The sequence below is a fragment of the Lutispora saccharofermentans genome, assembly GCF_024363565.1.
GTDB classification, from domain to species: domain Bacteria; phylum Bacillota; class Clostridia; order Lutisporales; family Lutisporaceae; genus Lutispora; species Lutispora saccharofermentans.
The window spans coordinates 133,034-159,809 of the sequence record NZ_JAJEKE010000001.1 but is presented as its reverse complement, the minus strand read 5'-3'; the positions used below and the strand labels follow the sequence as shown (position 1 = coordinate 159,809).

Annotated in this window: 30 protein-coding genes and 1 tRNA gene; 30 read left to right on the top strand and 1 reads right to left on the bottom strand. The window is 37.7% G+C overall.

Going from position 1 to position 26,776, the window contains the following annotated elements; genetic code table 11:
* The first annotated feature begins 2 nt into the window (after positions 1–2).
* From LJD61_RS00860 to LJD61_RS00805, 12 genes are all read left to right on the top strand, one after another.
* Positions 3–1,037, top strand: coding sequence for an NAD(P)H-dependent glycerol-3-phosphate dehydrogenase (locus LJD61_RS00860; protein WP_255225607.1), 1,035 nt, complete (start codon positions 3–5; stop codon positions 1,035–1,037).
* Between the two features lie 92 nt (positions 1,038–1,129).
* Positions 1,130–2,608, top strand: a complete 1,479-nt coding sequence (spoIVA, locus tag LJD61_RS00855; protein WP_255225606.1) for a stage IV sporulation protein A — start codon at positions 1,130–1,132, stop codon at positions 2,606–2,608.
* 128 nt (positions 2,609–2,736) lie between these two features.
* Positions 2,737–3,735: an NAD-dependent epimerase/dehydratase family protein gene (locus tag LJD61_RS00850; protein WP_255225605.1), complete on the top strand. Its 999-nt coding sequence runs from the start codon at positions 2,737–2,739 to the stop codon at positions 3,733–3,735.
* A 1-nt stretch (position 3,736) separates the two neighbouring features.
* Entirely contained in the window at positions 3,737–4,801 is a 1,065-nt protein-coding gene (locus tag LJD61_RS00845) for an NAD-dependent epimerase/dehydratase family protein (RefSeq protein ID WP_255225604.1), read from the top strand.
* A gap of 27 nt (positions 4,802–4,828) precedes the next feature.
* The gene (locus LJD61_RS00840) at positions 4,829–5,233 is read left to right on the top strand and encodes a polysaccharide biosynthesis C-terminal domain-containing protein (protein WP_255225603.1); all 405 of its coding nucleotides are present in this window, start codon (positions 4,829–4,831) and stop codon (positions 5,231–5,233) included.
* Between the two features lie 205 nt (positions 5,234–5,438).
* On the top strand, positions 5,439–6,206 hold the full coding sequence (locus LJD61_RS00835; protein WP_408614664.1) for a sugar phosphate nucleotidyltransferase: 768 nt from the start codon (positions 5,439–5,441) through the stop codon (positions 6,204–6,206).
* Positions 6,207–6,273: 67 nt separating this feature from the next.
* The gene (locus LJD61_RS00830; protein WP_255225601.1) at positions 6,274–7,632 is read left to right on the top strand and encodes a UDP-glucose dehydrogenase family protein; all 1,359 of its coding nucleotides are present in this window, start codon (positions 6,274–6,276) and stop codon (positions 7,630–7,632) included.
* A gap of 117 nt (positions 7,633–7,749) precedes the next feature.
* On the top strand, positions 7,750–8,691 hold the full coding sequence (locus tag LJD61_RS00825) for a hypothetical protein (protein ID WP_255225600.1): 942 nt from the start codon (positions 7,750–7,752) through the stop codon (positions 8,689–8,691).
* Positions 8,684–9,649 (top strand): putative nucleotide-diphospho-sugar transferase, encoded by a 966-nt coding sequence (locus LJD61_RS00820; RefSeq protein ID WP_255225599.1) that lies wholly within the window; start codon positions 8,684–8,686, stop codon positions 9,647–9,649. The genes LJD61_RS00825 and LJD61_RS00820 overlap by 8 nt, the downstream gene beginning before the upstream one ends.
* A gap of 34 nt (positions 9,650–9,683) precedes the next feature.
* The gene (locus LJD61_RS00815) at positions 9,684–10,532 is read left to right on the top strand and encodes a hypothetical protein (RefSeq protein ID WP_255225598.1); all 849 of its coding nucleotides are present in this window, start codon (positions 9,684–9,686) and stop codon (positions 10,530–10,532) included.
* 155 nt (positions 10,533–10,687) lie between these two features.
* Positions 10,688–11,506 carry an EFR1 family ferrodoxin gene (locus LJD61_RS00810; RefSeq protein ID WP_255225597.1) on the top strand — a complete coding sequence of 273 codons (819 nt, stop codon included), beginning with the start codon at positions 10,688–10,690 and terminating at the stop codon, positions 11,504–11,506.
* 46 nt (positions 11,507–11,552) lie between these two features.
* Positions 11,553–12,221, top strand: coding sequence for a hypothetical protein (locus tag LJD61_RS00805; protein ID WP_255225596.1), 669 nt, complete (start codon positions 11,553–11,555; stop codon positions 12,219–12,221).
* A gap of 104 nt (positions 12,222–12,325) precedes the next feature.
* On the opposite strand, the gene LJD61_RS00800 is transcribed toward LJD61_RS00805, so the two are convergent.
* A tRNA-Pro gene (locus LJD61_RS00800) sits at positions 12,326–12,402 on the bottom strand.
* Between the two features lie 191 nt (positions 12,403–12,593).
* Here LJD61_RS00800 and LJD61_RS00795 point away from each other — a divergent pair.
* The 18 genes from LJD61_RS00795 to LJD61_RS00710 all read left to right on the top strand — a co-directional run bounded on the left by LJD61_RS00795 (position 12,594) and on the right by LJD61_RS00710 (position 26,742).
* Positions 12,594–13,844: an HlyD family efflux transporter periplasmic adaptor subunit gene (locus tag LJD61_RS00795; protein WP_255225595.1), complete on the top strand. Its 1,251-nt coding sequence runs from the start codon at positions 12,594–12,596 to the stop codon at positions 13,842–13,844.
* A 15-nt stretch (positions 13,845–13,859) separates the two neighbouring features.
* The gene (locus tag LJD61_RS00790) at positions 13,860–14,558 is read left to right on the top strand and encodes a YggS family pyridoxal phosphate-dependent enzyme (protein ID WP_255225594.1); all 699 of its coding nucleotides are present in this window, start codon (positions 13,860–13,862) and stop codon (positions 14,556–14,558) included.
* Between the two features lie 11 nt (positions 14,559–14,569).
* Complete coding sequence (locus LJD61_RS00785) at positions 14,570–15,013, top strand: cell division protein SepF (protein WP_255225593.1); 444 nt, start codon at positions 14,570–14,572, stop codon at positions 15,011–15,013.
* Positions 15,014–15,057: 44 nt separating this feature from the next.
* Positions 15,058–15,309, top strand: coding sequence for a YggT family protein (locus LJD61_RS20640; RefSeq protein WP_255225996.1), 252 nt, complete (start codon positions 15,058–15,060; stop codon positions 15,307–15,309).
* 5 nt (positions 15,310–15,314) lie between these two features.
* On the top strand, positions 15,315–16,076 hold the full coding sequence (locus tag LJD61_RS00775) for a YlmH family RNA-binding protein (RefSeq protein ID WP_255225592.1): 762 nt from the start codon (positions 15,315–15,317) through the stop codon (positions 16,074–16,076).
* A 16-nt stretch (positions 16,077–16,092) separates the two neighbouring features.
* Positions 16,093–16,542, top strand: coding sequence for a DivIVA domain-containing protein (locus tag LJD61_RS00770; RefSeq protein WP_255225591.1), 450 nt, complete (start codon positions 16,093–16,095; stop codon positions 16,540–16,542).
* Between the two features lie 80 nt (positions 16,543–16,622).
* Positions 16,623–17,438, top strand: a complete 816-nt coding sequence (aroF, locus tag LJD61_RS00765; protein WP_255225590.1) for a 3-deoxy-7-phosphoheptulonate synthase — start codon at positions 16,623–16,625, stop codon at positions 17,436–17,438.
* Between the two features lie 96 nt (positions 17,439–17,534).
* Positions 17,535–17,798, top strand: coding sequence for a DUF5665 domain-containing protein (locus LJD61_RS00760; RefSeq protein WP_255225589.1), 264 nt, complete (start codon positions 17,535–17,537; stop codon positions 17,796–17,798).
* Positions 17,799–17,809: 11 nt separating this feature from the next.
* Positions 17,810–18,418: a TraR/DksA C4-type zinc finger protein gene (locus LJD61_RS00755; protein ID WP_255225588.1), complete on the top strand. Its 609-nt coding sequence runs from the start codon at positions 17,810–17,812 to the stop codon at positions 18,416–18,418.
* Positions 18,419–18,476: 58 nt separating this feature from the next.
* Positions 18,477–18,923 carry a signal peptidase II gene (gene lspA, locus LJD61_RS00750; RefSeq protein WP_255225587.1) on the top strand — a complete coding sequence of 149 codons (447 nt, stop codon included), beginning with the start codon at positions 18,477–18,479 and terminating at the stop codon, positions 18,921–18,923.
* 10 nt (positions 18,924–18,933) lie between these two features.
* Positions 18,934–19,851 carry an RluA family pseudouridine synthase gene (locus LJD61_RS00745; RefSeq protein WP_255225586.1) on the top strand — a complete coding sequence of 306 codons (918 nt, stop codon included), beginning with the start codon at positions 18,934–18,936 and terminating at the stop codon, positions 19,849–19,851.
* 171 nt (positions 19,852–20,022) lie between these two features.
* Entirely contained in the window at positions 20,023–20,562 is a 540-nt protein-coding gene (gene pyrR, locus LJD61_RS00740; protein ID WP_255225585.1) for a bifunctional pyr operon transcriptional regulator/uracil phosphoribosyltransferase PyrR, read from the top strand.
* A 42-nt stretch (positions 20,563–20,604) separates the two neighbouring features.
* A complete protein-coding gene (locus LJD61_RS00735) occupies positions 20,605–21,891 on the top strand; it encodes a dihydroorotase (protein WP_255225584.1) in 1,287 nt (428 codons plus the stop codon).
* Positions 21,892–22,824 (top strand): orotidine-5'-phosphate decarboxylase, encoded by a 933-nt coding sequence (gene pyrF / locus LJD61_RS00730; protein WP_255225583.1) that lies wholly within the window; start codon positions 21,892–21,894, stop codon positions 22,822–22,824.
* 11 nt (positions 22,825–22,835) lie between these two features.
* Entirely contained in the window at positions 22,836–23,603 is a 768-nt protein-coding gene (locus LJD61_RS00725) for a dihydroorotate dehydrogenase electron transfer subunit (RefSeq protein WP_255225582.1), read from the top strand.
* The gene (locus LJD61_RS00720; RefSeq protein WP_408614661.1) at positions 23,587–24,501 is read left to right on the top strand and encodes a dihydroorotate dehydrogenase; all 915 of its coding nucleotides are present in this window, start codon (positions 23,587–23,589) and stop codon (positions 24,499–24,501) included. The genes LJD61_RS00725 and LJD61_RS00720 overlap by 17 nt, the downstream gene beginning before the upstream one ends.
* Complete coding sequence (gene pyrE, locus LJD61_RS00715; protein WP_303740613.1) at positions 24,494–25,069, top strand: orotate phosphoribosyltransferase; 576 nt, start codon at positions 24,494–24,496, stop codon at positions 25,067–25,069. Before LJD61_RS00720 ends, pyrE begins: the two co-directional genes overlap by 8 nt.
* A 263-nt stretch (positions 25,070–25,332) precedes the next feature.
* Entirely contained in the window at positions 25,333–26,742 is a 1,410-nt protein-coding gene (locus LJD61_RS00710) for a sodium-dependent transporter (protein WP_255225581.1), read from the top strand.
* Positions 26,743–26,776 lie beyond the last annotated feature (34 nt).

Here is a 26,776-nt window from a genome sequence, read left to right as displayed (position 1 = left end):
GGTTGATTAAAGTTTCCGTTATAGGATCCGGCAGTTGGGGGACTGCTAATGCTATTTCCTTGGCAAGCAAAGGTCTAAACGTAAAGCTATGGGTGAGGAATAAGGAGCTGTTGGAGACCATAAATGAAAAAAGGGAAAACACTACATACTTGCCTGACGTTATGCTTCCCGATAAGATCCATATATCGAACGATTTGGAGTATTGCTGCAGGGAATCAGATATAATCGTTTTAGGCACTCCTTCTCATGCGGTGAGAGAAACGGTCCATAATATTCGCAGTTATTTAAATAAAGAGCAAGTAATAGTGAATCTTGCCAAGGGAATAGAAAATGATACCCTTTGCAGAATGTCGGAAGTTATAGAGGAATACCTGCCTGACAATCCGATTGCAGTTTTATCGGGGCCCAATCATGCGGAAGAAGTTGCAAGGAATATACCTTCTGCAACGGTAGTATCCTCAAAATATAAAAGAGTTGCAGAATTTATTCAGGATACTTTTATGACCCCAAGATTTAGAGTTTATACTAATCCCGATATTGTCGGCGTCGAATTAGGCGGAGCCTTAAAAAATGTAATAGCTTTAGGCGCAGGTATTTCAGATGGCCTGGGATTTGGGGACAATACAAAGACTGCTCTTATGACAAGAGGCATAGTTGAAATTGCAAGGCTAGGGGTTGCTATGGGCGCACGGCAAAATACATTTAACGGCCTGTCAGGCGTAGGCGATTTGATAGTTACTTGTACAAGCATGCACAGCAGGAACAGGAGAGCCGGAATAGCCATTGGCCAAGGTAAAACTCTGGAAGAGGTGCTGAGCTCGACTAAGATGGTAGTCGAAGGGGTGAGAACTACAAAATCAGCTTACCAATTATCAAAAAAGATTGGCATTGAGATGCCGATAACCGAAGAAATATATGGAGTCCTGTTCGATGACTATGAAGTAAGAAATTCTGTTATTAATTTAATGACAAGAAATAAAACTCATGAGATGGAAGACTTGCCGGAAATAGAAGCCGTTAATTGGAAAGATGCTTAATAAGCATCTTTTTTTGTAATATTATTATGTACCTGACATATATATATAATGCAATATTTGAAGGTTATAATCCTTTGAGAGGGGGTAAAATCGTGGAAGAATTTGATTTATATCGAAATATTGCCGAAAGAACTGAAGGAAGCATATACATAGGCGTGGTCGGCCCGGTGCGTACGGGCAAATCAACTTTTATCAAGAGATTCATGGATTTGCTTGTAATACCGAACATTGAAAATGAATATAAGAGAGACCGGGCTAAGGATGAATTGCCGCAAAGTGCAAACGGAAGGACTATAATGACTACAGAACCTAAATTTGTGCCCAATGAAGCTATTGAGTTGACTCTTGAAGGAAATGCAAAATTTAAGGTAAGGCTTGTAGATTGTGTAGGCTATCTGGTAGAAGGTGCTATGGGGCACCTGGAGGAAGGAAACCCGAGGATGGTAAACACTCCATGGTTCGATAATATGATTCCATTTGAAGATGCAGCGGAAATCGGTACAAAAAAGGTGATCAATGAGCACTCAACCATTGGTCTGGTAATCACAACTGATGGGACCATTACAGATCTTCCGAGAAGAAATTATATACAGGCTGAGGAAAGGGTAATAAATGAACTAAAGGAGATAAACAAACCTTTCGTAATCATATTAAACTCTGCAAAGGCAGACAGTCAAGAAGCAGAGGAATTGCGGCAGTCATTGGAAGCAAAATATGAAACACCTGTAATTTTGGTAGATTGCCTTAACATGGAAATCAATGATGTAAACAGTATTCTATCAAAGGTATTATTTGAGTTCCCGGTTAGAGAACTGAATTATCATATGCCGAGATGGATCGATTCTCTCGAAAATGATCATTGGCTGAAAAAGGAGATCGTAAGCGGTATAGTAGATAATACTAAAGATATATTTAGGCTGAGGGAAGTAGCTGCGGCAACAGATGCATTGTCAGGATTAGAAAATCTTGAAAATGCCGGCATAAGAGATATGAATCCGGCAAAAGGAACTGTGGACGTGAAGTTTAACCTTAAAGAGGGGCTGTTCTATAAAGTCCTGGAAGAGATTTCAGGTTACGGCATAGAGGGAGATTACCAGCTGATTTCTTTGATGCGTGAACTTTCGCATTCCAAAAAAGAATATGATAAGGTACGGGATGCCATAAAGGATGTAAAGGAAATAGGTTATGGAGTCGTAGCTCCCTCTGTGGATGAAATCAAGCTGGAAGAGCCGGAAATAGTTAAGCATGGCGGGCGATTTGGAGTCAGGCTTCGTGCCAGCGCACCGTCGCTGCATATAATAAGAACAAATGTTGAAACTGAGGTATCGCCTATTGTGGGGACAGAAAAGCAAAGCGAAGAGTTTGTCAGGTATTTTATGGATGAATTTGAAAGCAATCCGGAAAAAATATGGGAAACCAATGTGTTTGGCAAACCCCTCTATGACATGGTGAAAGACGAACTCCAAAGCAAGCTGTATAAAATGCCTGATGATATACAAGGGAAAATGCAGCTGACCTTAGAGAAGATAGTAAATGACACCAAGGGAAGCATCATTTGCATAATAATATAGGATCAATATTTTTAAAAGCTCGATTTCGAGCTTTTTTATTATGCATGGGAAGTATGATTTTTATGCTTTTGTGTGAGTAAAGCAGGAACTTTTTATTATAATGATCATACTTTGAATTAAGGCATCAAATGGGCTATGTATATTATTTGGAGGAGTTTTATTTGACAAGATATTTCGATGGGAAAAGAGTATTGATTACAGGGGCAAATGGCTTTTTGGGATCCCATATTGCGGGCAGAATGATAAGCCAGAATGCGGATTTATCCGTAATTGTCCGTGAAAGCTCCGATCTATGGAGGATTGAAGAGCATCTAAAGAACATAAGGATATTTAATGCTGATATAAGAGACTTTACCTGTTTATATGAATGTGTAAAGAAAATAAAGCCGGATGTTATCTTTCACATGGCAGCTTATGGCGTTGATTCCAGACAGAAAGACGCCTTTAATGCAATAAATTCCAATTTGCTCGGCACTGTAAACATACTGATTTCAGCAGGCAAAGCAGGCTGTCCAAGGTTCATCAATACCGGAACAAGTATGCAATATGGAAATAAAGAAGGAAAAGTTGATGAAGATTCAAGCTATACCCCAAGCAACATATATGGAAGCACAAAAGCTGCCGCAACAATTGTAGCACACCAGCTGGCTGCTGATTTAGGGATAGATATCGCTACAATAATACCCTTTGGTGTTTTTGGTGAAAAAGAAGGCAGCCATAAGTTTTTTCCCCAAGTTATCTTATCGGCACTAAGTAATGGGGAGATAAATCTCACTTCCTGCGAGCAATATAGAGATTACTGCTATGTAGAAAACATTATAGATGGATTTTTAATAGCTGCACAGGCTCAACAAATAAAAAGCGAAATCTTTAATATCGGTAATGGGTTTACTCAGCCATTAAAATATTATGTTGATTTAATCATTAAAGAAGTTAATGGTGCAGCAAAGATAAACTACGGCGTACTAGAGCAAAGAAAAAATGACTTATGGAATCCCCTGCCAAATGTAGAGAAGATAAACAGTATCCTAGGGTGGAAACCTAAAATATCAATAGAGGATGGTATAAAAAGTACTGTTAGCTGGTATAAGGAAAATTACCGTTATTATGAAAAGCGGGGTAGATAAATTGTGCATAAATAAAATAATTCTTGAAGACGTCATTGCAATAAGTGAGGATGTTAAGGCGGTATTCAAGCTGCTTGAAGGCAAAAAAATGCTTATAACAGGAGGAGGAGGCTTTATAGGAGCATACCTTCTCGATTTCATAGATTATTGCAATAGAAATGCTTTTGATAAACCTGCAAATATAATTTGTATTGAAAATTACAAGACCGGGTCACAGGCCAGAATTAAACATCTGGAAGGCAATGATAACTTCTCATTCTTAGCGATGGATGTTTCAAAGCCTTTTGAGATTGCCGGGGATATTGATTATGTGATTCATACTGCAAGCATCGCTTCCCCTACTTACTATAGGAAGTATCCTATTGAAACAATAGAAACAAATGTCTGGGGCTTGAAAAATTTACTGGATTTATCTAAGGCTAAAGAGGTAAAAAGCATACTTTTCTTTTCAACCAGTGAAATTTACGGAGATCCATCACCGGATAATATACCTACAAAAGAAACCTATAATGGTAATGTGTCTTGTATAGGCCCCAGAGCATGTTATGATGAATCGAAGAGATTGGGCGAAACTCTGTGCATAAATTATTATAAGCAGTATGGATTGCCTGTAAAAATTGTAAGACCGTTCAACATATATGGGCCTGGATTAAGGCTGGATGATAAAAGGGTAATACCTGACTTTTTTAATGATGCGATCAACCAGGGCAGAATTGAAGTGTTAAGTGATGGAACTCCAAAGAGGAGTTTTTGTTATATCAGTGACGCCGTAAGCGGGTTTATAAAGGCATTGCTGTCCGATTATAATGGAGAAGCATTTAATATTGGAAATGATGAAGAAGAGATATCGATTTATGAGCTTGCACAAAAAATCGCCGGCATAGTGGGCAATATTACTATTGATTATATTAAGAGCAAAGATCATGACTATCTGACAGATAATCCTCAAAGACGCTGTCCAGATTTAAGCAAATCTAGGAGCCTTATTGATTATAACCCTCGTATATCGATTGATGAAGGATTGAGAAGGCTTAAGAGATGGTATATGAATAACTGTAGCATTTGATGAGTAATTTGTAAAGGAAGATTATTTGTGGAAGGTTTCGATTTGATAAAAATAAAGCCCTTTGAGGATGAGAGGGGTTATCTAAAAAAGATCTATAAAAAAGGCTTTGCTGAAGAGCACAGCCAATTGGAAGAGGTTTATATATTATATAGCTTTAAAGATTCAGTAAGGGGAAATCACTATCATAAGCTGAATATTGAGTACTTCTTTGTGGTTCATGGTACTGCTAAAGTTGCAGTTAAAAATATTAATACGGGCTTTTATGATGAGCTTGAAGTAGATGAGAAGGATAACCTTGTAATTGCAGTGCATCCGTTTATAGCTCATGCGTTCAAAAATGAGAAGGAAAAGGAGCTTATAATATTAGTTGTTGCTACTAAACAGTATGATCCGGCGGATGATGACACATACAGGTTGGAAATTCTTGAATAATAGCTGGTTAAAGCTTGATAGCTCCAGGCCGCTTATCCCGGTTCTGAAAGAATAGGATGAGCGGCTTTGAATTTCCCCTGAATGAAGCCTCTTTCAATAATAGACATAACCAATTCGTGTAAAGGACAAGATTAATAACAGTAGCAAAAAAAGTTGGAAAAGCATATTCTGAAGTAGGAGATAGAAGCAGCCGGAGGTGAGTATTATAAAGGTAGTAATACTTTGCGGGGGCAAGGGTACCAGGATTAAGGAGATGACAGAGGATATGCCCAAATCCTTAATAAGCATAGGAGGTTATCCCATTGTCTGGCATATAATGAAAATTTACTATAGCTTTGGGTTCAATGATTTCATTCTTCCTATTGGATATAGAGGGCATCAAATAAAGGAATACTTTTTTCATGATAAATGGAAAAACAGCGATTGCATATTTGATAATACAGGAAGCGAATTTAGCATAAAGCTTCTAAGAGAGCCGGAGAAGTGGAGAATAACCTTCATAGATACAGGCGAAGACACGATGACCGGCAGCAGAATAAAAAGAGTCCAGCCATACATTGAAGAAGAAGAATTCATGCTGACCTATGGAGATGGTATAGCAAACGTTGATATTAATGCTCTGCTGAATTATCATCGAAGCAAGAACAAGATAGCGACTATGACAGGTGTGATATCAAGGAGCCCGTACGGTATGCTTCAAGTAAATGACGGAATTGCATATGAGTTTGCCGAAAAGCCTGAAACAGGCCAGATTCAAAATGGCGGATTTTTTGTTATGAATAAAGAGATTTTTGATTATATAAACGATGATGGAGGTAAATGCGTATTCGAGGAAGAATCACTGGTAAAGCTTGTTAAGGATAGACAGCTGGCAGTATATTTGCATAAAGGCATCTGGGCTTCTATAGACACCTATAAGGATTATGTGAGCATCTGCCAAAATTGGAAAGAGATAAGGGATAAACTGTATTAGCATGTAATAAATGATATCTCCAATGCAGAGCTATATAATATAAATATTTGCGGGTGGTTAATTATATATGAACATATCAATAATTGGTACAGGATATGTGGGGCTGGTAACAGGTGTTTGTTTAGCCTATAAAGGCCATAAGGTGTTTTGCGTAGATAAGCAGCAGCGCATAATAGACAGCATAAGCCGCGGGGTATCCCCTATCTACGAGCAGCAGCTTGATAGCATGCTGGCACATGTAATAAAGAATGATGAGTTAAAAGCTACTGCAGATTTAAGCCAAGCGGTCATGGACTCTGAAATAACAATAATAGCTGTCGGAACTCCTTATATAGGAGGTCAAATAGCTTTGACATATATAAAAAAAGCTGTATATGAAGTGGGAGCCATTTTGAAAAACAAAAAGGACTATCACGTTGTATGCATAAAAAGCACAGTAGTGCCAACAACCACAGATACTATAGTACTGCCTATATTAAAGCAGGCTTCGGGCAAAGAACTGGGAGATTTCGGCCTTGTAATGAATCCGGAATTTTTAAAGGAAGGTGAAGCGGTACAGGACTTTTTGAATCCTGATAGGATAATCATAGGCGCTATTGATGAGAAGAGCTATGAAGTTTTTAAAAATATATATCAATATCATTTTGATGCGCCAATAATAAAAGTAAATCCCAGAACGGCAGAAATGATAAAGTATGCCTCGAATTCTCTGCTTGCAACTTTGATATCCTTTTCAAATGAAATTGCTGCGATTTCTGAAGAAGCAGGTGGCATTGATGCTTTAAAGGTTATGGAAAGCGTGGGACTGGATAAACGTTTCACTCCTAAAGTGAGAGGCGAGCTTATCAAACCCGATGCAACGAAGTATTTAAAGCCGGGCCGCGGTTTTGGGGGGAGCTGCTTCCCCAAAGATATAAAGTCATTGATATCCTTTTCCGTCAAAATCGGTTATGACCCTAAAATACTCAAATCTGTAATAGCTGTAAACGAATTGCAGGTTGGAAGAATATTATGCACTCTGAAGAAGGAACTGTTAAGAATCGAAGATAAGACAATAGCTATCCTTGGCCTGGCTTTCAAGGCAAACACCGATGATGTGAGAGAATCACAGTCCATCAAGCTGATAAAGGAGCTGATGGAAGCAGGAGCAAAGCTTAAATGTTATGATCCGGCAGCAGTGGAAAAAGCAAAAAAGGAATTATTGGGCTGTGACGGGCTGGAATTCTTCAATGACTATAGGGAAGCCCTTGCAGGAACTGATGCAGCAATATTGATGACGGATTGGAAGATCATAACAGATATACCCTTTAGTGAATATGTAAAATTTATGAAAGCTCCTGCTGTTTTTGATTGCTGCAGGGCATTGGATCATGATAAGGCTAAGCTTTTCGGAGTCAAGTATATAGGCATAGGTTTTAGAAAATGAATAAACTTAACCATTATAAGTTGGTAATTTATTGGAATTTCCGGCTTATAAATCGTAACTCACACAAGCTGTTTTTCATACCTTATATTAGACTTTAGCAGAAAGGAAGTTAAAAGCATGCATTATTATTGCACAATTGTAAGCAAAGATTATCTCCATAAAGGATTGATGCTTTACGATTCTATAAAGAAATATGATATGGACTTTAAAATGTTTTTTATATGCATGCAGGATGAGGTTAAAGATTTACTGGAAAAAATCTTGCAGGAAAAGGCTGTATTTATTCATATAAAGGCTGTGGAAGGCCAGGACCGCAAGCTTGCTTCCGTAAAGGCAGGAAGAAATGAAAAAGAGTATGCATGGACTTCAAAGGCTTCGATATTCTTATACTTGTTCAATAATTATTCTGAACTGGATCATATTTTATGGTTGGATAGTGATATAATATTCTATTCAAGTCCGGAACCAATATTCAGTGAATTGAGCTTGTGCTCGGTTTTATTGACCAGAGAGCGATTTAAAGGAAATAATATAAAGCTTAATAATGTTTATGGGGTTTATAATACAGGGCTAATAGGCCTAAGAAGAGACAAAAATGCCGTTGGATTTATAAACTGGTACAGGAGAAAATGCATTGAATGGTGTTACGATAAAGTCCATAAGGGGAAGTGGAGCGATCAGATGTATCTTAATAAAATACATGGAAACCCCGGCTGGATCAGAGTCAGCAAAAACACTGAAATAAATGTGACGCCATGGAATATCCAAGGATGTATGGTAAAGAAGCTTAATGATGATATATATGTAGACGGCAAAAAGCTAATATTCTATCATTATAGCGGATTTAAACCTTTGAATGCTGAAGAGTTTGAATTATGCACCTACATTGAACTGCAGGAAGATGTGGTGAAGCTGCTGTATATACCTTATGTCAATAGCTATAAACAGATGATCAACTATGTAAATAAATTTAAGAGTAATCTTTTTAAGGGCGCAGGCCTTCAAGGATGTATATATAAAAATTATTATAGATTAAATGGAGACTTAGTGCATGAATGAAACAATCAATAATTATTGCACCATAGTATCAAAGGAATATTTCATAAAGAGCCTGGCTCTTTATGATTCTATATGCAGGCATAGCCGTAATGGCTTTCATCTATGGATATGCGCGATGGATAATGCATCTTATGACGTAATGCGAAAAATAAACCTCGCTAATACAACGATTATTGATATAGCGTCTGTAGAAAACAATTTTCTTTTGAATGCGAAAAACAACAGGAGCATAACTGAATATTGCTGGACAGTGAAAGCCAGCTTTATAAAGTTTATAATCAAACACAATAGGGGCATTGATTCAATAATCTATACGGATGCAGATACTTATCTATTTTCAGAACCATCAATGCTTTTTCAGCAATTGGTAAAGAATGATGCTTTGCTCACCTGTCATAACTTTTCGGATAAATTTTTACATCTGAATAAGCAAAAAGGAAAATATAATGCAGGAATAATTGGCTTTAAAAACAGTATCAGGGCTTTGAACATTTTGAATTGGTGGGAGGCAAAATGTGTTGAATGGTGCTATGACCAAGTGATTCCAAATAGATTTGCAGATCAGAAATACTTAGAGGTGATCCCCAGAAAGCATGCTAGGATTTTTATAGCAAAACCCTTGGTCGCAAATGCAGCAATGTGGAATATTGAAAACCGCAAACTTGAGCTCAAAGAGGAAAAAGTTTATCTTGATGAAGATATCCTTATCTTTTTTCATTTCAGCAGTTTTTTTATTATCAGTGAAAGCGAATTAGATTTATGGAAATGGGATTATCCGAAGTTGAATGAAGAAATTAGAGAAATAATTTATAGACCGTATATTAAAAGCATTTTAAAGGGAATGAGCTTGATAAAAAGGCAAGGAGAAGAATTGTCAAAATTTCTGCCGGAAAGCTATAATGTGAATTCAGCAAGCAATTATATGAAGATCGAAGGAAGTAAATCTACACTCATCTAAAAATATATAAATAAGGATTAAAAGGATTAATGAGATGGATACGGCTATTTGTTCACTGACTTCTAAATCAAGGGTTCATCATATTTTAGCATTGTACGAATCTATGATGAAGAGCAATATAAAGGCACAGTTGTTTATTTTTTGTGTAGATAAAGACTCTTATTTTATATTAAAGAAAATGGAGCTCCATGGAACCAATATTATTGATTTCTCTGAACCGGAAGAAGCGGTATTAAAGGGTATAAAGAATGAGAGAAAACAAAACGAATATTGCTGGACGCTTAAGCCCGTTGCATTGCTCTATATTTTTGATAATTATTGCACCATTGATCAAATTATATATGCAGATGGGGATATTTATTTCTTTGCAGATCCCATGGTGTTGATTAAAAGAATAAAAAGATGGTCGGTAATACTAACCACTCATAAGATAAATGAAAAGGCAAACGGAGGATTTGTTTGCTTCAGGAGGGATAAAAACGGACTGGAGGCTCTAAACTGGTGGAAGGAACAATGCATTAGTTGGTGTTATGCATATAATGATAATGGCAATTTCGGAGATCAAGGGCATCTTGATAAGCTAAAAAGGCTTTATAAAAATGTATACTATTTGAAACATCCAGGTATGAATACTGCTCCCTGGAATCAAAAACTATATGATATAAAAGTAATGGACGGCATCATATATATAAATGATTTCAGGCTTATATTCTTTCATTTCAGCGGCTTGAGGATGCTGGACAAGGAAGCTTATACGACTTGTTGGAAGTATGATGCCAAAGGTTTTGTATATGACTATTATATAGAAGTGTTAAGAAAGAAAATCAATGAAATTGAAATGCTAAGTCCAGGCTTTTCTCAATATTTCTTTTCGGATCTGTAGATATATGTTCTAAATCTATACAATTATTTTAGCAAGGCACTATAAGGCTGTTTTTTTGATATAATGAAAAGAACAGCCTTATACAATTTTTGAATATATAAGAACATCTGTATCCTGGCGAAATTGTATTGAAATATTTTGAGGGGAGCGGTTCAATGGAATTTAAAATCAATGCAATGTATTTTAGTGCGACCGGCACAACTAGAAAGGCAGTATGTTGTTTAGCCGATAAAATATCAGAGAAATTACAAAATAGAGCAATGATTAAATATGTTGATTTTACATTACCGCAGGTCAGGAAGGAGTCTATATCTTTTAGCTATGATGAAATAGTTATTATAGGAATTCCTGTTTATGCCGGAAGAGTTCCGAATATATTGTTGAAGTACCTCAAATCAATTGAAGGCAATGGAGCATTGTCTATACCTATGGTGGTGTACGGAAATCGAAATTATGATGATGCTCTCATAGAATTAAAAGATATACTGGAGTCAAAAGGTTTTAATACCGTTGCTTCAGGAGCTTTCATAGGTGAGCATGCTTTTTCTGATATACTTGCTAAAAACAGGCCTGACAGTCAAGATTTAGAGATTATCAATGGATTTGCTGACAAAATAGCATTCAAGCTGGCGAATAAATCCCATGCTGAGAAGCATGATGTTCCAGGGCAAAGGCCCTATAGGCCATATTACATGCCCAGAGACAAAACGGGTCAACCTGTTGATATCAGAAAGGTCACTCCAAAGACAAGCAGCAATTGTACAAGCTGTAAATTGTGCGCTAAGGTTTGCCCCATGGGTTCCATCAGCTTTGATGAAGTATCAAATTTTAAGGGGATTTGTATAAAATGCTGTGCCTGTATAAAGAAGTGTCCAAATCAAGCTAAATATTTTGATGACCCGGATTATCTGCACCATAAGGAGGAATTGGAGATCAACTTTATTTTTAGGCGCGAGCCGGAAGTATTTTTGTAAGATCATTGCTCAGATGAGCATATAATTTTTCTGGGAGGGAATAAGAATGAAGAAAGGTGACTTTTTATGGGGACTTGCCCTATTGATATGGATAGTAGTTTTGGTAGTGCCGGGTACACGTGCGGCATTTATTTCTGCTAGTGATGCACATCCCTACATAGGAGGCTTTATTAAATTTGCTATATTAGCAACTATGGGAGATTTATTGGGAGCAAGAGTTCTAAAAGGAAAATGGATTATCCCGAAGGGCCTTTTTTATAGGGTTATAATATGGGGGATCATTGGACTTATGGTTACATTGGTATTTACGGTATACATGGGAGGTACTGCAGCTGCCCAGGCATCGGGAAGGCTTCCGCTTAAAGGTTCAAATTTAGCACAAGCATTTTTCGGGAGTGCCATTATGAACCTTACATTCGGTCCTATGATGATGGCATTTCACAGATTTACAGATATGTACATCGATGCTGTATACGAGAAAAGCAGGAGTAAAGTTGGACTCAGCGAGCTGGTAGAAAAAAATGACTGGCAATCTCTTGTTCAATTCAGCTGGCTCAAAACTTGCCCTTTTTTCTGGATACCTGCTCATACTGTAGTGTTTCTGCTGCCGGGCCAATATAGAGTCCTGGTTTCAGCATTTTTATCCATCGCTCTTGGCCTGCTGCTGGCAATTGCTAAAAAGGGAAAAACGGAAAAATCAACATCTGCCGCTTAATGCTTTAAAACATAATTGCTTAAATGCTTCAGGTTTTGCTTATTTTAAGTCGGAAACAAACAAGCCTGTAATCATTGCGATTACAGGCTTATAACTTTCAATAATGGTCTGGGTGACAGGAATTGAACCTGCGACCTCTTGAACCCCATTCAAGCGCGCTACCAAGCTGCGCCACACCCAGATGAAAACCACATATAAAAATATATCATACACTTGCTTAAATTTCAAGACATATTTCAAAAACTATTTTTATTTAGTATTATGGGATTAAATTTATTATTTAATTTTTTTTTGAAGGATATAAAAATAAAATGGAGAAATATATTAGGAGGTTATGTGAACCATTACATTAAGCCTATAGGAGTAATAAAAATGAAAAAAAGAAAGAAAGTTTCTTCACTTTATATTTTTCCCGCATTATTTTTAGTCATTATTGCGTCTTATATTTTTAGATATGTTTTTTTGAATATTGATACTGAGATCATAAAATATGGTGGGATGGATAATTCCTTTGATGCTAAAGGGCTTATAATAAGAAATGAGTGGACTTATAATTTTACAGGAGACGCTGAGGTAAAATACAAGGTAAAGGAAGGAGAAAGGGTGCCTTTTGGCAAGAAGCTTGCAGAGATAGTGAAAGGTGAAGAGCTTCAAGATGATTTGCAGGTCAGAATCAATAAATTAAATGAGCGTATCAAGGAAATAGAAAACAGCAATAATGAGAATAAGCTTTTTCAAAAAGATGATGAAAAGCTGAATAGCAGCATAGCTGAAAAAGTTGATTACATAAAAAAACTATCTGATGAAGGTGATTTAGAGAAAATATCAGAGGTTAAAAGCGAGTTATCATCAGATTTATATAAAAAATCTTTGATATCCGGGGAAAATAGTTTTTCAGGGAGAAACTTAGAGCAATTGAACAAAGAAAAAAACCAGTTAGAAGAATTGTATAACAATAATATGGATACAATAATTGCCAACAGTACCGGAATAGTGAGTTTTAGTTTAGATGGTTTAGAGCAGAACCTAAATCCAGGGAATATATCTAAATTCAGTATTGAAGATATCAAGAGCCTGATCAATTCTTTGGTAAGTGTAAAAAATAAAGATGAAAAGCTTAAAGGATTGAAGGTTATAGACAACTTTACCTGGTTTTTATGTACGGTTGTTGAAGAAAAACAGCTTAATGGTTTAAAAGAAGGCAGCAAAGTTAAGCTTGATTTTAAGGATTATCAAAATGGACCCGTAAGAGCAAAGGTTAAATATATATCAGAATCGACTGATGGAGAAGTATTGGTTTCTTTCGAGATTACCGACAGCATTAAAAGCTTTTATAATACAAGACTGACTGATGTCAGAGTTATTACTCACGAGTATGAAGGCTTTTTAGTAAGTGAGAAATGTATTGTAGAGCTGGAAAAGCAGAAGGGTGTTTATATTATGAAAGAAGGAATGGTAAGGTTTGTAGCTGTTGATGTCATATCTGTTGAAAATGGCTTTGCTCTTATAAAAAATGCAGAAAATAAAGAAGGAGCCATAACGCAAAGCAGCGGTGTCATAAAAATATTTGATGAGGTTGTAAAAAGTACTAATAAAGTCAGGCCAAATCAAAGGGTCTTATGAGAAGGAGGAGCATAGTTGAATTCGATCAGTGAAAACATTGAAATAATAAAAAATGAAATAAAAGAAATTTGCAATAAAAAAGGGATGAATTATGATGAAATAACTTTGATAGCAGTGACAAAGACCATTGGCATCATGAGAATAAAGGAAGCTATAGCATCAGGTATAAATGATATCGGTGAAAATAAAGTTCAGGAAATAATGGACAAGTACGAAGATTTAAAGGAACTTTCCAATTTTCACTTAATTGGGCATTTACAATCAAATAAGGTAAAATATATAATAGATAAAGTGAAGCTTATTCATTCTGTTGACAGCTTGAGTCTGATGGATGAAATAAACAAAAGGGCGAAGAAGGCTGAAACCATCGCCAATATATTGATACAGATAAATGTAGCCCGCGAAGATACTAAGTTTGGTATCGGCATAGAAGAGCTTGACAGCTATATTGAATATGCTTCAAAGCTGGATAGCATAAGGGTACAGGGATTAATGACCATCGCACCGTATTTTGAAGATGCCGAGGAGGCAAGATCTATATTTAGAAACCTTAAAAGCAAATATGATGAACTATCTAAGCGGGATTACGGCAATATTGAGATGAAGTTCCTATCTATGGGCATGACAAATGATTACAAGATAGCTTTAGAAGAAGGCTCTAATATGATCAGAGTAGGCACAGGAATATTTGGAAAACGAATTTATAATTTATAGGAGGTTTACATATGGCAGGAAAGATAATGAGCAAGGTTTTATATTTTATGGGAATTGGAGAAAACGCCGAAGAAATGGAAGAAGCAGAGAATGTCGTTCAAAAACCTGTTTTGGAGCCTGTCAGAAAAAGCAATATCGTGAATATGCCGACAGGTGGGGGGCAGATGAAATTAGTCCTTATTGAACCTACCAATTATGATGATGTACAGGATATATGCGATAATTTGAAGAACAAAAAGCCGATAGTTATAAACTTTGAGAATCTTGACAAAGACATAGCCAGAAGAATGGTGGATTTTGTAAGCGGCGCGGTATATGCTATTGATGGAACCATACAGAAAGTATCTAATGGTATTGTCATTGCAGCCCCATCAAATGTAGATATAATGGGGAGCATCGGAGATATTGGTGAAGAGGGCTTTGATTTTGAAAAATTCATGGATTGGTTAAAATAGAGGATTGTGAGTGATATTGTTTGAAGCAGATACTTATTTGGTCAGTGGGCAAGTTTTTTAGCATAATTTATATTCTCATGTTTATAAGAATAGCATTATCATGGATAAGGGTAAGTCCATATAATAAAGCAGTAAATATTATTTATCAGCTTACGGATCCCTTGTTAGATCCTTTTCAAAGGATGATAGACAGGCTTGGGATAAACACTGGAATGATAGATTTTTCGCCGTTGATTGCTTATTTGGTTTTTAATTTTCTAGAAACCTTGATAATAAAAATACTCTGGAAGTTATAGCGCATATGGAAAATATAAAATCAAAGCATGACGAACAACTGTTTATAAAAAGGCTGGAAGACCTGGTGCAAAGCTCCGACAGAAAAATGGCTCAAAGCTTTACTGACTTTTTGGATCCAAAGCAGCAAATCATAACAAGCGATTATTTTAGAAATAATAAAACTATTTCAATAGATTTTTATGGAGGCTATAAAGAAGCCGAGAGGAAAATCTGCGGGATATATTGTAAGAGTGCTGAGCTTGATAAAGACGAGTACCCTATCGCCATACTCCATCTTTCATGGAGATCCCATAAGAAAATTAAGCATAGGGATATATTGGGTTCTCTGATAGGTGCCGGCATAAGAAGAGAAAAAATTGGGGATATTATACAGAATAATGATGAGGCTTTTGTATTCGTTCATAGAGACATTGCCGGTTATCTGGTAAATAATTTGGAAGAGGTTGGCAGCACAAATATAGATATTGAATGTTGCGACGACCTGCCTGAGCTTGAGCAGGAACAGAAAAGCACTTCGGCTGTTGTTGCTTCTTTGAGATTGGATTGCCTGCTGGCTGCAGGCTTTGGAGTATCCAGAACAACAGCTGCAGAAGCGATTAAAAGCTCTAAGGTATTTATAAATTGGAAACCTGAAGGAGGACCTTCAAAAGAAGTAAGGGTTGGAGATGTAATATCATGGAGAGGTAAAGGCAGGGTTAAGCTGGACCATGTTATAGGAACAACGAAAAAGGATAGAATCAAAGTTAATATAATTAAGTATATATGAACGGGAGGTTATTTGCATGATGACTCCTATGGACATACGCAATAAGGAGTTCAAGAAGGGTTTTAGAGGTTACAGCGAGGAGGAAGTCGATATATTCATTGATAAAGTGGTCAATGATTATGAAAAGCTTTATAGAGAGAACAGTGAATTAAAGGATAAGCTAAACTCTATCAATGAAAGGCTTGAAAGCTATTCGGAGATTGAAAAGACCCTGCAGAATACCTTGATAATTGCACAAAAAACTTCAGAGGATATAATTGCTAATGCCAGGAAGGAAGCAGAGATAATAATAAGGGAATCAGATGAAAACAAAAGAAAGATTATTGATGATGCAAATCAGAATGTAATTAAAGTTAATAAGGAATATGAAGAAATGAGGAAGCAGCTTCAAATTTTCAAGACCCGATACAAGACTTTTTTAGAATCTGAATTAAATAATCTGGATTCCTATTTTAAAGAGATATAGACTATGCTCTTTCATCCTGAAGAGGTTGAGAGAGTTTTTGTTTGGGAGTTATGCTCATGGAACACGCGGGAGGACATATTATGGAGTTAAAGCACATAAAGAAAAATGGTAATAGAAAGCAAGTAAAAGCAGGCAGTGCGATTTTTGGAAATGGAAATTTTGTTGTTATAGCGGGCCCTTGTGCTATTGAAGGCAGAGAAATGCTGATAGATACGGCAAAGCATCTGAAGCTCAAAAGCACATCAATGCTGAGGGGTGGGGCTTTCAAGCCAAGAACCTCTCCGTACAGCTTCCAGGGCTTAGAAATAGAAGGGCTTAAATATATGAAAGAAGCGTCGGAGCTCACTGGAATGCCGGTAGTGACAGAAATCATGGATCCCAGGGATATAGATAAGATCTATCCGTATACAGATATGTTTCAGATAGGTTCCAGGAACATGCAGAATTTTGCTTTGCTTAGAGAAGTAGGCAAGCATGATAAGCCTGTATTATTGAAGAGGGGATTGGCGGCGACTATTGAAGATTTTCTTCTTGCGGCAGAGTACATTGCTGTAGAGGGGAATAGTGATATTGTGCTCTGTGAACGAGGCATAAGGGGTTTCGATAGTTATACAAGAAATACGCTTGATATCTCTGCTGTTCCTCTTCTCAAAGAGTTGAGCATGCTCCCTGTCATTATAGACCCCAGTCATGGCACCGGATTGAGGAGCCTTATCCTTCCCATGACCTTGGCAGGGTTAGCTGCCGGTGCTGACGGAGTGATGATTGAGGTCCATCCCTGTCCCAGCCAGGCGTTATCAGACGGAGAACAATCTCTGGATTTTAATGATTTTGATAGATTAATGGAGAAGCTGATGGAGGTAGAAAGCTGCTTTAGGGATATAAGGGAGCACTAATGTTGATTGCTGAACAATAACATGATGTATATGCGCATCATGTTATTGTTTTTTAAAAGAAAAATTTTGGGGAATAATATTTTTGGAGGAATAAGAATGAAAGAAGAAAGAGTTGAGCAAATTGCTCTTGCACTGGAAAAAGCAAAATTGGGCGAGTACGTTGATATGATGTCAAAGCCTAGAAAGCTGCTGTTTATGAATTTTATCGCCGGGCTTGCGCGAGGATTCGGAATGGCCATAGGCTTTACCCTACTTGGCGCTCTTGCTTTATATTTTTTGCGTATGGCTGTAATGCTTAATTTACCCTTTATAGGAGGGTTTATCGCTGAAATAGTCAAGATCGTACAAGATCATTTATAGGAGGCATGATTATGGACAAGAGTAAGATTGAAGATTTAGAAAAAAAGCTTATGGATATAAAAAACGAGAGGGAGAAATCTCTTGCAGAGGATCATCTGGGGTTGGGGGAATCCATTAAGGATAATACCAGCGAATTATCCTCTTATGATAACCATCCTGGAGACATAGGCACAGAAACCTTTGAAGCCGAAAAAAATTTTTCTTTTAGAAATAATGATAAATTTGTTATCGGTGAAGCCAATGATGCATTGAAAAAAATTGAAGAAGGTTCTTACGGATTGTGTGAGCATTGCGGAGGGGAGATTGCAGAGGAAAGGCTTGATATCCTGCCATATGCAAGGCTGTGTATTTCCTGCGAGAATGAATTCAAGCTCAAAACTGATGATGAGGAAAAGGGCAGGCCTATTGAAGAGCAGATACTTACGCCCCCTTTCGGCAGATCTTTCAGGGATAATTCACTGGAAGATGGTGTAATGTTTGACGGGGAAGATGCCTGGCAGGATGTAAATGTATACAATGATGTAACCTCCGACAACCCCTTTTCTAAAGATGACAGCATGGGGTATGTGGAGGATGTAGAGTCCATAAGCAACGAACAATATAAAAAACAGCTGGAATAAAAATCGCATTTTTTTCCGGCTTGTGCTATAATCTTTTTTGAATAAAGGGGGTATGTTTTTGTATTCTATCATTATTATCGGAGCAATAATTGCTTTAGACCAGTTTATAAAGTTCAAAGTTATTGAAGAAATAATGCCGTATTCAAGCTTGGAGGTTATTAAAAACTTATTTTACATAACATATGTTGAAAACCGCGGAATCTCTTTTGGATTATTTAAAGGCAACAGAACAATCTTTATTATATTGATATTGATTATTTCTTTAGTTTTATGCTTCTATATTTTTAAACTGAATAAAAGGTATATCGGCATTACCATATGTTTGGCTTTGATTGTCGGCGGTGCTATTGGAAATCTTATAGACAGGATAAGGCTGGGATATGTGGTTGATTATATTCATTTCACATTTTTCCCGCCGGTATTTAATCTGGCGGATTCGGCTATCGTATGTGGTGCCATAATATTGAGCTGCTTATTAATATTTAATAAAAACATTACTTTATAGAGAGGTTTTTATGAATACCATAAATTTAGAGGCCCTGGATATAGACAAAGATAAAAGGTTGGATGTGTTTTTGGCTGAGAGAGTAGAGGGCCATTCAAGAACTTATATAAAAAAGCTGATAGAAGACGGGTTGGTTCTTGTTGGAGAAAAAACTAAGAAAGCAAACTATAAGTTAAATGCCGGAGATAATGTATTGATCATACTGCCGGACCCTGTTAATTTAGAAGTAAAAGCTGAAGATATCGATATTGATGTGATATATGAAGATGATGATTTATTGGTTATAAACAAACCTCAGGGTATGGTAGTTCATCCTGCCCATGGAAATTACAGCGGTACTCTGGTAAACGGCCTTTTGAACAGATGTGAGGGACTATCCGGCATCAATGGAGTGATAAGGCCGGGAATAGTTCATAGGATTGATAAAGATACATCGGGATTGATAGTGGTAGCAAAGACAAATGAAGCTCATATGAATTTGTCACGACAACTGAAGGAACATTCTATTAATAGAAAGTATATTGCACTGCTTGAAGGCAGACTGAAAGAGGAAAGAGGAATTGTTGACGCTCCTATAGGCCGCGACCCAAAGGACAGGAAGAGGATGGCTGTTGTAAGCAAAAATGGAAAGAGAGCGGTCACTCATTATAAGGCAATAGAATTTTTTCAGGCTAATACATTAATAGAAGCAAGCCTGGAAACGGGCCGGACTCACCAGATAAGAGTGCACATGGCATATCTGGGCCATCCCGTAGTAGGGGATCCGGTTTACGGATATAAAAAGCAAAGATTTAAGCTGAAAGGCCAAATGCTTCATGCTAAGATATTAGGCTTTATGCATCCCAGGACCGGTGAATACATGGAATTTACTGCTCCACTTCCTGAATATTTTATTAATATTTTAGAAAAACTAAAACATAATATCTAGACAATAGCACTGACCTATGATAACATAATAAAAACATCCTTTAATCTGGTCCTGTGAGGCAAGAAAGGTAGCGATAGTGCTTTGTATACCTATGTCTGCCCTCAGGCAGACTTTTTTAGTTTATCCGGCGGCCGTATTCTGATACTGTTGGTATGGTTGGGAGGTGAGAATATGATCATTAAGAATGAATTGATGGATGAAAAAGCAATAAACAGAGCTTTGACCAGAATTGCCCATGAAATAGTAGAAAAAAACAAAGGAGTAGAAAATCTATGCTTTTTAGGGATTAAAACAAGGGGATTGCCCTTGGCAGCGAGGCTGGCAAATAAGATTTTATCTATAGAGGGCCAGGCGGTCAGCTTTGCAGAGATTGATGTGACGAATTACAGGGATGATTTAGAAAGCAAAAGAGTAGAGTTAAAATCAGATATTATGGCTATAAATTTAGATTTAAAGGACAAAAAAGTGGTCTTGGTAGATGACGTTTTATTTACAGGAAGAACGGTAAGAGCTGCTATGGATGCCATAATGGATTATGGGAGGCCTGTATCTATTCAATTAGCCGTATTAGTAGATAGAGGTCATAGAGAACTTCCCATAAGAGCGGATTATGTTGGGAAAAATCTTCCTACCTCAAGAAGTGAGGAAGTTATTGTGAATTTAAATGAGATAGATGGGCGAGATATTGTTTTACTGGTGGAAAATGAGTAGTTTATAGACTGCTCTATTTTTTTGAAAGCATGGAGGTAAGGCATGAAAATATTGATGAAGAACTGTATGCTGGCAGATGGTGTAAACGATTACTGCGGATTGTTTGATGTTTTAATACAGCATGGGAGGATAACCCGGATAGATAAGGATATCATCGCACTTGAAGCAGAAAGAAGCATAGATCTGAGAGGAAATGCAGTCGTGCCAGGCTTTATTGATATGCATTGTCATCTTAGGGAGCCGGGTTATGAATATAAGGAAACTGTTGAAAGCGGCAGCAGGGCTGCAGCCAGGGGAGGATATACGACGATTTGCTGCATGCCAAATACAAAACCGGTTATAGATAATATAAACGCGTTTAAAGTATTGAGGGATATAATTGATAAGAGCAGTAAGATAGAGGTCATACCTATAGGGGCACTGACTTTAGGCCAGAAAGGTCATGAATTATGTGATCTCCAGGCAATGACCGATGAAGGTATCAGCTTATTCTCAGATGATGGATGCCCCGTAATGAATAATTCTATAATGCTTCAGGGCTTGAGGCAATCTTTAAAGAAAAAATTTCTTATAATAGATCATTGCGAAGACATCGACTTAGCCGGAGATGGGGTGATAAACGAAGGTGAAGCCTGTACAAGACTGGGCTTGAAAGGGATACCTGCTTTGGCGGAGGAATTGCAGGTGATGAGGGATGTAATGCTGTCGCAGCATACAGGTGCTGGAATACACATTGCCCATATAAGCACGGAGGGCTCCCTCAATATCATTAGAAAGGCAAAGCAAAATGGAATTAAAGTGAGCTGTGAAGTCACGCCTCACCATTTATCACTATCTGAAGAAGATATCTTGGCTCATGATACCAGCTTTAAGGTGAACCCGCCATTGAGAAGGTTTCAGGATGTCTTAGCCCTTAGAGAAGGATTAAAGGATGGGACTATAGATGTTATTGCGACAGATCATGCGCCGCATAGCACGTCTGATAAGCCGGGGGATTTTAATAAAGCGGCTAACGGTATTTCGGGAATCGAGCTGGCTTTTTCTGTATGCTACACATATCTGGTAAAGACCGGGATATTAAGTTTGAATGAGCTGATCAGCAAAATGAGCTATAAACCGTCTGAGCTTTTGAGCCTTGAAAAAGGGAGAATAGCTGAAGGGGGCATTGCAGATTTAACAGCTATCGATTTAGATGCTGAGTTTATTGCAGATAGAGAGAAGCTTATATCAAAGGGGAAAAATATGCCATACCATGGCAAAAAATTATGGGGAGAAACATTGTTGACCATATCAAAGGGTAGAATAGTATATGAGAAGGAAGGTTATTAGATGTTTACAGATAAATTGATAGAGAGAATAATAGAGATGAAAAATCACTGTATAGTGGGAATAGATCCCCATTACAATATAATTCCCGATCATTTAAAGAATCAATACTTGAAGGGTGAAGAGGAAAATGCGGAAAACTTGGCCGAGCTGCTTTATGTATTCAGCAAAGAGATAATAGATCATATCTATGATATTGTGCCGGCGGTAAAACCTCAGATAGCTTTTTTTGAAAGATACGGCTCGTCAGGGTTGAGGGCTTTCGAAAGGGTATGCGGTTATGCTAAAAGAAAAGGGCTTTTTATTATAGCTGATGTAAAAAGGGGCGATATAGGAAGTACATGCGAAGCTTATTCACATTATTATTTAGGTGAAGGCCCGGGCTCTCTGGCCTGCGATGCAATAACAGTAAATCCCTATCTGGGAAGAGATTCAATCGATCCTTTTATAGAAAAATGCATAAATGGCGATAAGGGAATATTTATACTTGTGAAAACTTCTAATAAGTCATCAGTAGATATACAGGATTTGACTTGTGATGGCAAAAGGATATATGAACATGCAGCCGAAATGGTTGTTTCGCTGGGAAAAGGTCATAAAGGCGCAAGAGGGTATAATCCGATAGGGGCAGTTGTGGGCGGTACTTTCAGGGAAGAAGGAGAAAAGTTGAGAAGCATAATGAAAGCCAATTATTTTCTCGTTCCCGGATATGGTGCTCAAGGCGGTTCAGCATCAGATCTGCCCGGATATTTTAATGAAGATGGGCTGGGTTCAATAATTAATTCATCAAGGGGTATAATCGGAGCTTATTTATTGTATAAGTATAAAAGGGACTATGATGAAAAATCTTATGGTAAGGCAGCCAGGAGAGCAGCTTTGGATATGAGGGATGAAATCAACAGCCACTTGGAAAAAAACGATAAAGTGGCTTGGTAGGAGGCATATGAATGGAACGTGAAATATGTTCAATAGTATCTAATGACAGAGTGGCAAAAGACATATATAAATTAGTGATCAATTCAAAAAGTATAATTAAGGAGGCATCAGCAGGTCAATTCCTTCATATAAAACCTTCTTTGAATTATGACCCTTTGCTGAGAAGGCCGATAAGCATCTGTAAAGCAGATTCTGTAAAAGGTCATATAATGCTGTTATATAGAGTCTGCGGCAAAGGGACAAGGCTGTTTGGGGGGCTTGGGCAAGGCGATTGCTTGGATATTATAGGCCCTTTGGGCAAAGGCTTTCCTATATTAAAAGATAAAAAAGCCGCCGTTATAGGTGGAGGCATCGGAATAGCACCACTATTGGAGCTTTGCCAAAACCTTAATTCTCCTGATATATATATGGGCTTTAGGGATGAGGTGTACTTTGTTGATGAATTTATAAAGCATTCGGGTGCGTTTTTCCTCTACACGGAAGATGGAAGCAGGGGAAGCAAAGGATATCCCATAGAGGCTCTTGCAAGAAATATAAGCAGCTATGAAGTGGTTTATGCCTGCGGACCAAAGATGATGTTGAGTAAAGTAAAGGAGCTATGTGAAGCAAATTCTGTTGAATGCTATCTTTCGATGGAGGAACGAATGGGATGCGGTGTAGGAGCTTGCCTGGTATGCGCTTGTGAAAGCAGTGAGGAAAATTATTACAAAAAGGTATGCGTAGACGGACCGGTATTTAATAGCAGAGAGGTGAAGTTTGATGATCGATATGAGCGTTGATATAGGCGGACTGAGATTAAAAAATCCGGTGCTGGTTTCGTCTGGTACCTTTGGTTTTGGAAGGGAATATTCGAATTTTTATGATCTGAACTCTTTGGGAGGCATAGCGGTAAAAGGAATAACCTTGAAGCCCAGAAAAGGCAATAAGCCTCCAAGGATAGCAGAAACAGCTGCCGGCATATTAAATAGTGTGGGCCTGGAGAATCCCGGCTTATATGGCTTCATGGAAAAGGAGCTGCCATTTCTGAAAAGGTACAAAGTGCCTATTATAGCTAATATATCAGGAAATACCATAGAAGAATATTCAATAATGGCACAGGAATTGTGCAATAGTGTTGATGCTATTGAGCTTAACGTGTCCTGTCCTAACGTCAAAGAAGGAGGCATTGCATTTGGAACAAAACCGGAATTGATATACCAGGTTACAAATGCGGTAAAAAAACGCATCGGAATCCCTTTGATCGTCAAGCTTTCTCCTAATGTGACGGATATTTCAGAAATGGCATTAGCCGCTGAAGGGGCAGGAGCAGATTGTATATCTTTGATAAATACAATGATAGGAATGAAAATGGACATAGAAAATAGGAAGCCATATTTTGACAATGTTGTTGCCGGTTTATCAGGTCCGGCGGTCAAGCCCATTGCATTAAGAATGGTATGGCAAGCTGCTGAAAAGGTTAATATCCCTATAATCGGCATGGGCGGCATAAGCACATGGAGAGATGCAATAGAGTTTATTATGGCCGGAGCGGCTGCTATATCAATAGGCACTGCAAACTTCTATAACCCTTATGCTCCTATAGAAGTGCTTGATGGTATACGAAATTATATGGAATATAGTGGATTAAATAAAATTGAAGAAATTAAAATAAACAGAGGAGTGAAAAATTATGAATAATAATGAAATAAATGAAATACTTATTAAATGTGAGGTACTTTTAGAAGGGCATTTCCTTTTGACCTCCGGAAAGCATAGCAACAAATACTTACAATGCGCAAGGCTATTTCAATTTCCTGAGTACAGTGAATCTGTTTCCCGAGTGCTTGCAGAAAAAATGGAAAAATATGATGCGGATATTGTGGTCGGACCTGCTATAGGAGGCATAATCCTTGCTTATGAGGTGGCAAGGCAGCTGGGATTAAAGGCTTTATTTGCCGAAAGAGAAAATGGAGTTATGACACTCAGGAGAGGCTTCGAAATAGAAAAAGGAAAGAAAGTAATAGTCGTCGAGGATGTAGTCACTACCGGCGGGTCTGTAAAGGAAGTCATAAAACTTGTAGAGGCTTTGGGGGGCATAGTAGCTGCTGTCGGTTCAGTGATCGATAGAAGCGGTGAAAGAGCAGAGTTTAACAGGCCCTTTGATTCTGTTTTAGAGATGGATGTGGATACTTATGATGCCGAAAATTGTCCGTTATGCAAGCTGGGTTCCGCACCATACAAACCAGGGAGCAGAAAATTTAAATAGTAAGTTAAATAAATAACAAATGTTGAAAATTGGCAGAGAATCATATATAATTTCAAACAATATATCTTTTTTGAAAATTCACAAAAGCGAATATTTATGGAATAACGCAGAATATCTTATATATTCTGAAAAATAAAAATATTTTGACATATAGCAGGTGTTTTGCTTGTTTGTGTAGAATAAATAAAAAAATATTTAAAAGGGGGGGATATATGGAAAAAAATGCTTAAATTTTCTCATAAAAAAGGAAGGAAGGTGTAGTGATGGAACAAAAAGAGAGAGAAAGTTGGGGATCTCGAATTGGTTTTATTATGGCAGCAGCAGGTTCTGCTATAGGTCTCGGTAATATTTGGAGATTTCCTTACCTGACCGGCATGAACGGTGGTGGCGCATTTATTGTTATTTATTTAGCCTGTGTTTTCTTCATTGGTCTCAGCATTATGCTTGCTGAACTTACCGTAGGCAGAAGGACTCACCTTGCAGCGGTAGGAGCTTATAAGACTAACAGCAAAAGCTGGACTTTTGCTGGAGTGCTGGGAGTTCTTAGCGGATTTATGATCATGGGTTTCTATCCGGTAGTCGGCGGATGGTCTATGGCTTATATAGTAAAATCCTTTACCGGCTTACTTTCAAATCCTGCGGCAGTTGGGGATGCATTTGGTGCTTTTATTGGAGACCCTATTCAGCCATTGATTTGGACGGTTCTCTATATGCTGATCAACGTTTATATCGTTGCAAGAGGAGTTACCAAAGGAATTGAAACGGCAGGAAAGATATTAATGCCGATGCTTTTTGGATTACTTATAATAATTATTATTAAAGGGCTTACTCTGCCAGGCTCAAGCGCAGGACTTTCATTTTTGTTTGTACCTGATTGGTCTGTAGTAAACGGCAATACTTTCTTAGCCGCGTTGGGGCAGGCGTTCTTCTCGCTGAGCCTAGGCATGGGATGTATGATCACTTATGGAAGCTATCTGAATAAACAAGAAAAACTTCCGCAAAATGCTTTGATTGTAGTTACAATGGATACTTGTGCTGCTATTCTGGCAGGCCTTGCTTTATTCCCTGCGCTATTTGCATTTGGATTGGAGCCTACAGCAGGCCCCGGTTTGGTTTTTGTAGTGGCACCTCAGATATTTGCGGGAATGGGCGGCTTCGGAATGATTTTCTCAGCTTTCTTCTTTTTAGCATTGATGATTGCAGCTCTTACCTCATCAGTATCTTTATTAGAAGTGGTTGTTGCATATTTAATGGATGAAAGAAAATTGTCAAGGAAATCTGCTGTTTATGGTACTTCTGTAGTTATGCTTATATTATGTGTGCTTTCCTCACTATCTCTGGGAGTCATGTCAAAGGCCACTGTACTTGGGGTTGGAGCTTTTGATTTCTTTGATATCCTGACTGACAAGATATTCCTGGCAATTGGCGGAATGCTGTTAGCGATATTTGCAGGTTGGTTCTTGAAGAAAGAAGATCTCAGAGACGAACTTACAAATGGAGGAACACTAAAATTTGGGCTATTTGAAGCATGGTATATTATGATCAAATATGTAATTCCGGTTTTGATAGGCATAGTTGCATTTGTAGGAATTACATCAATAGCTCAAAAAGGCTTAATGATATTTGGACTTCTAGTAATTGTTGTGCTTGCAGCGTTCTCTAAAAAGCTTTAGTATATTTATGTATAATAAAAGGACCTGGTTTATG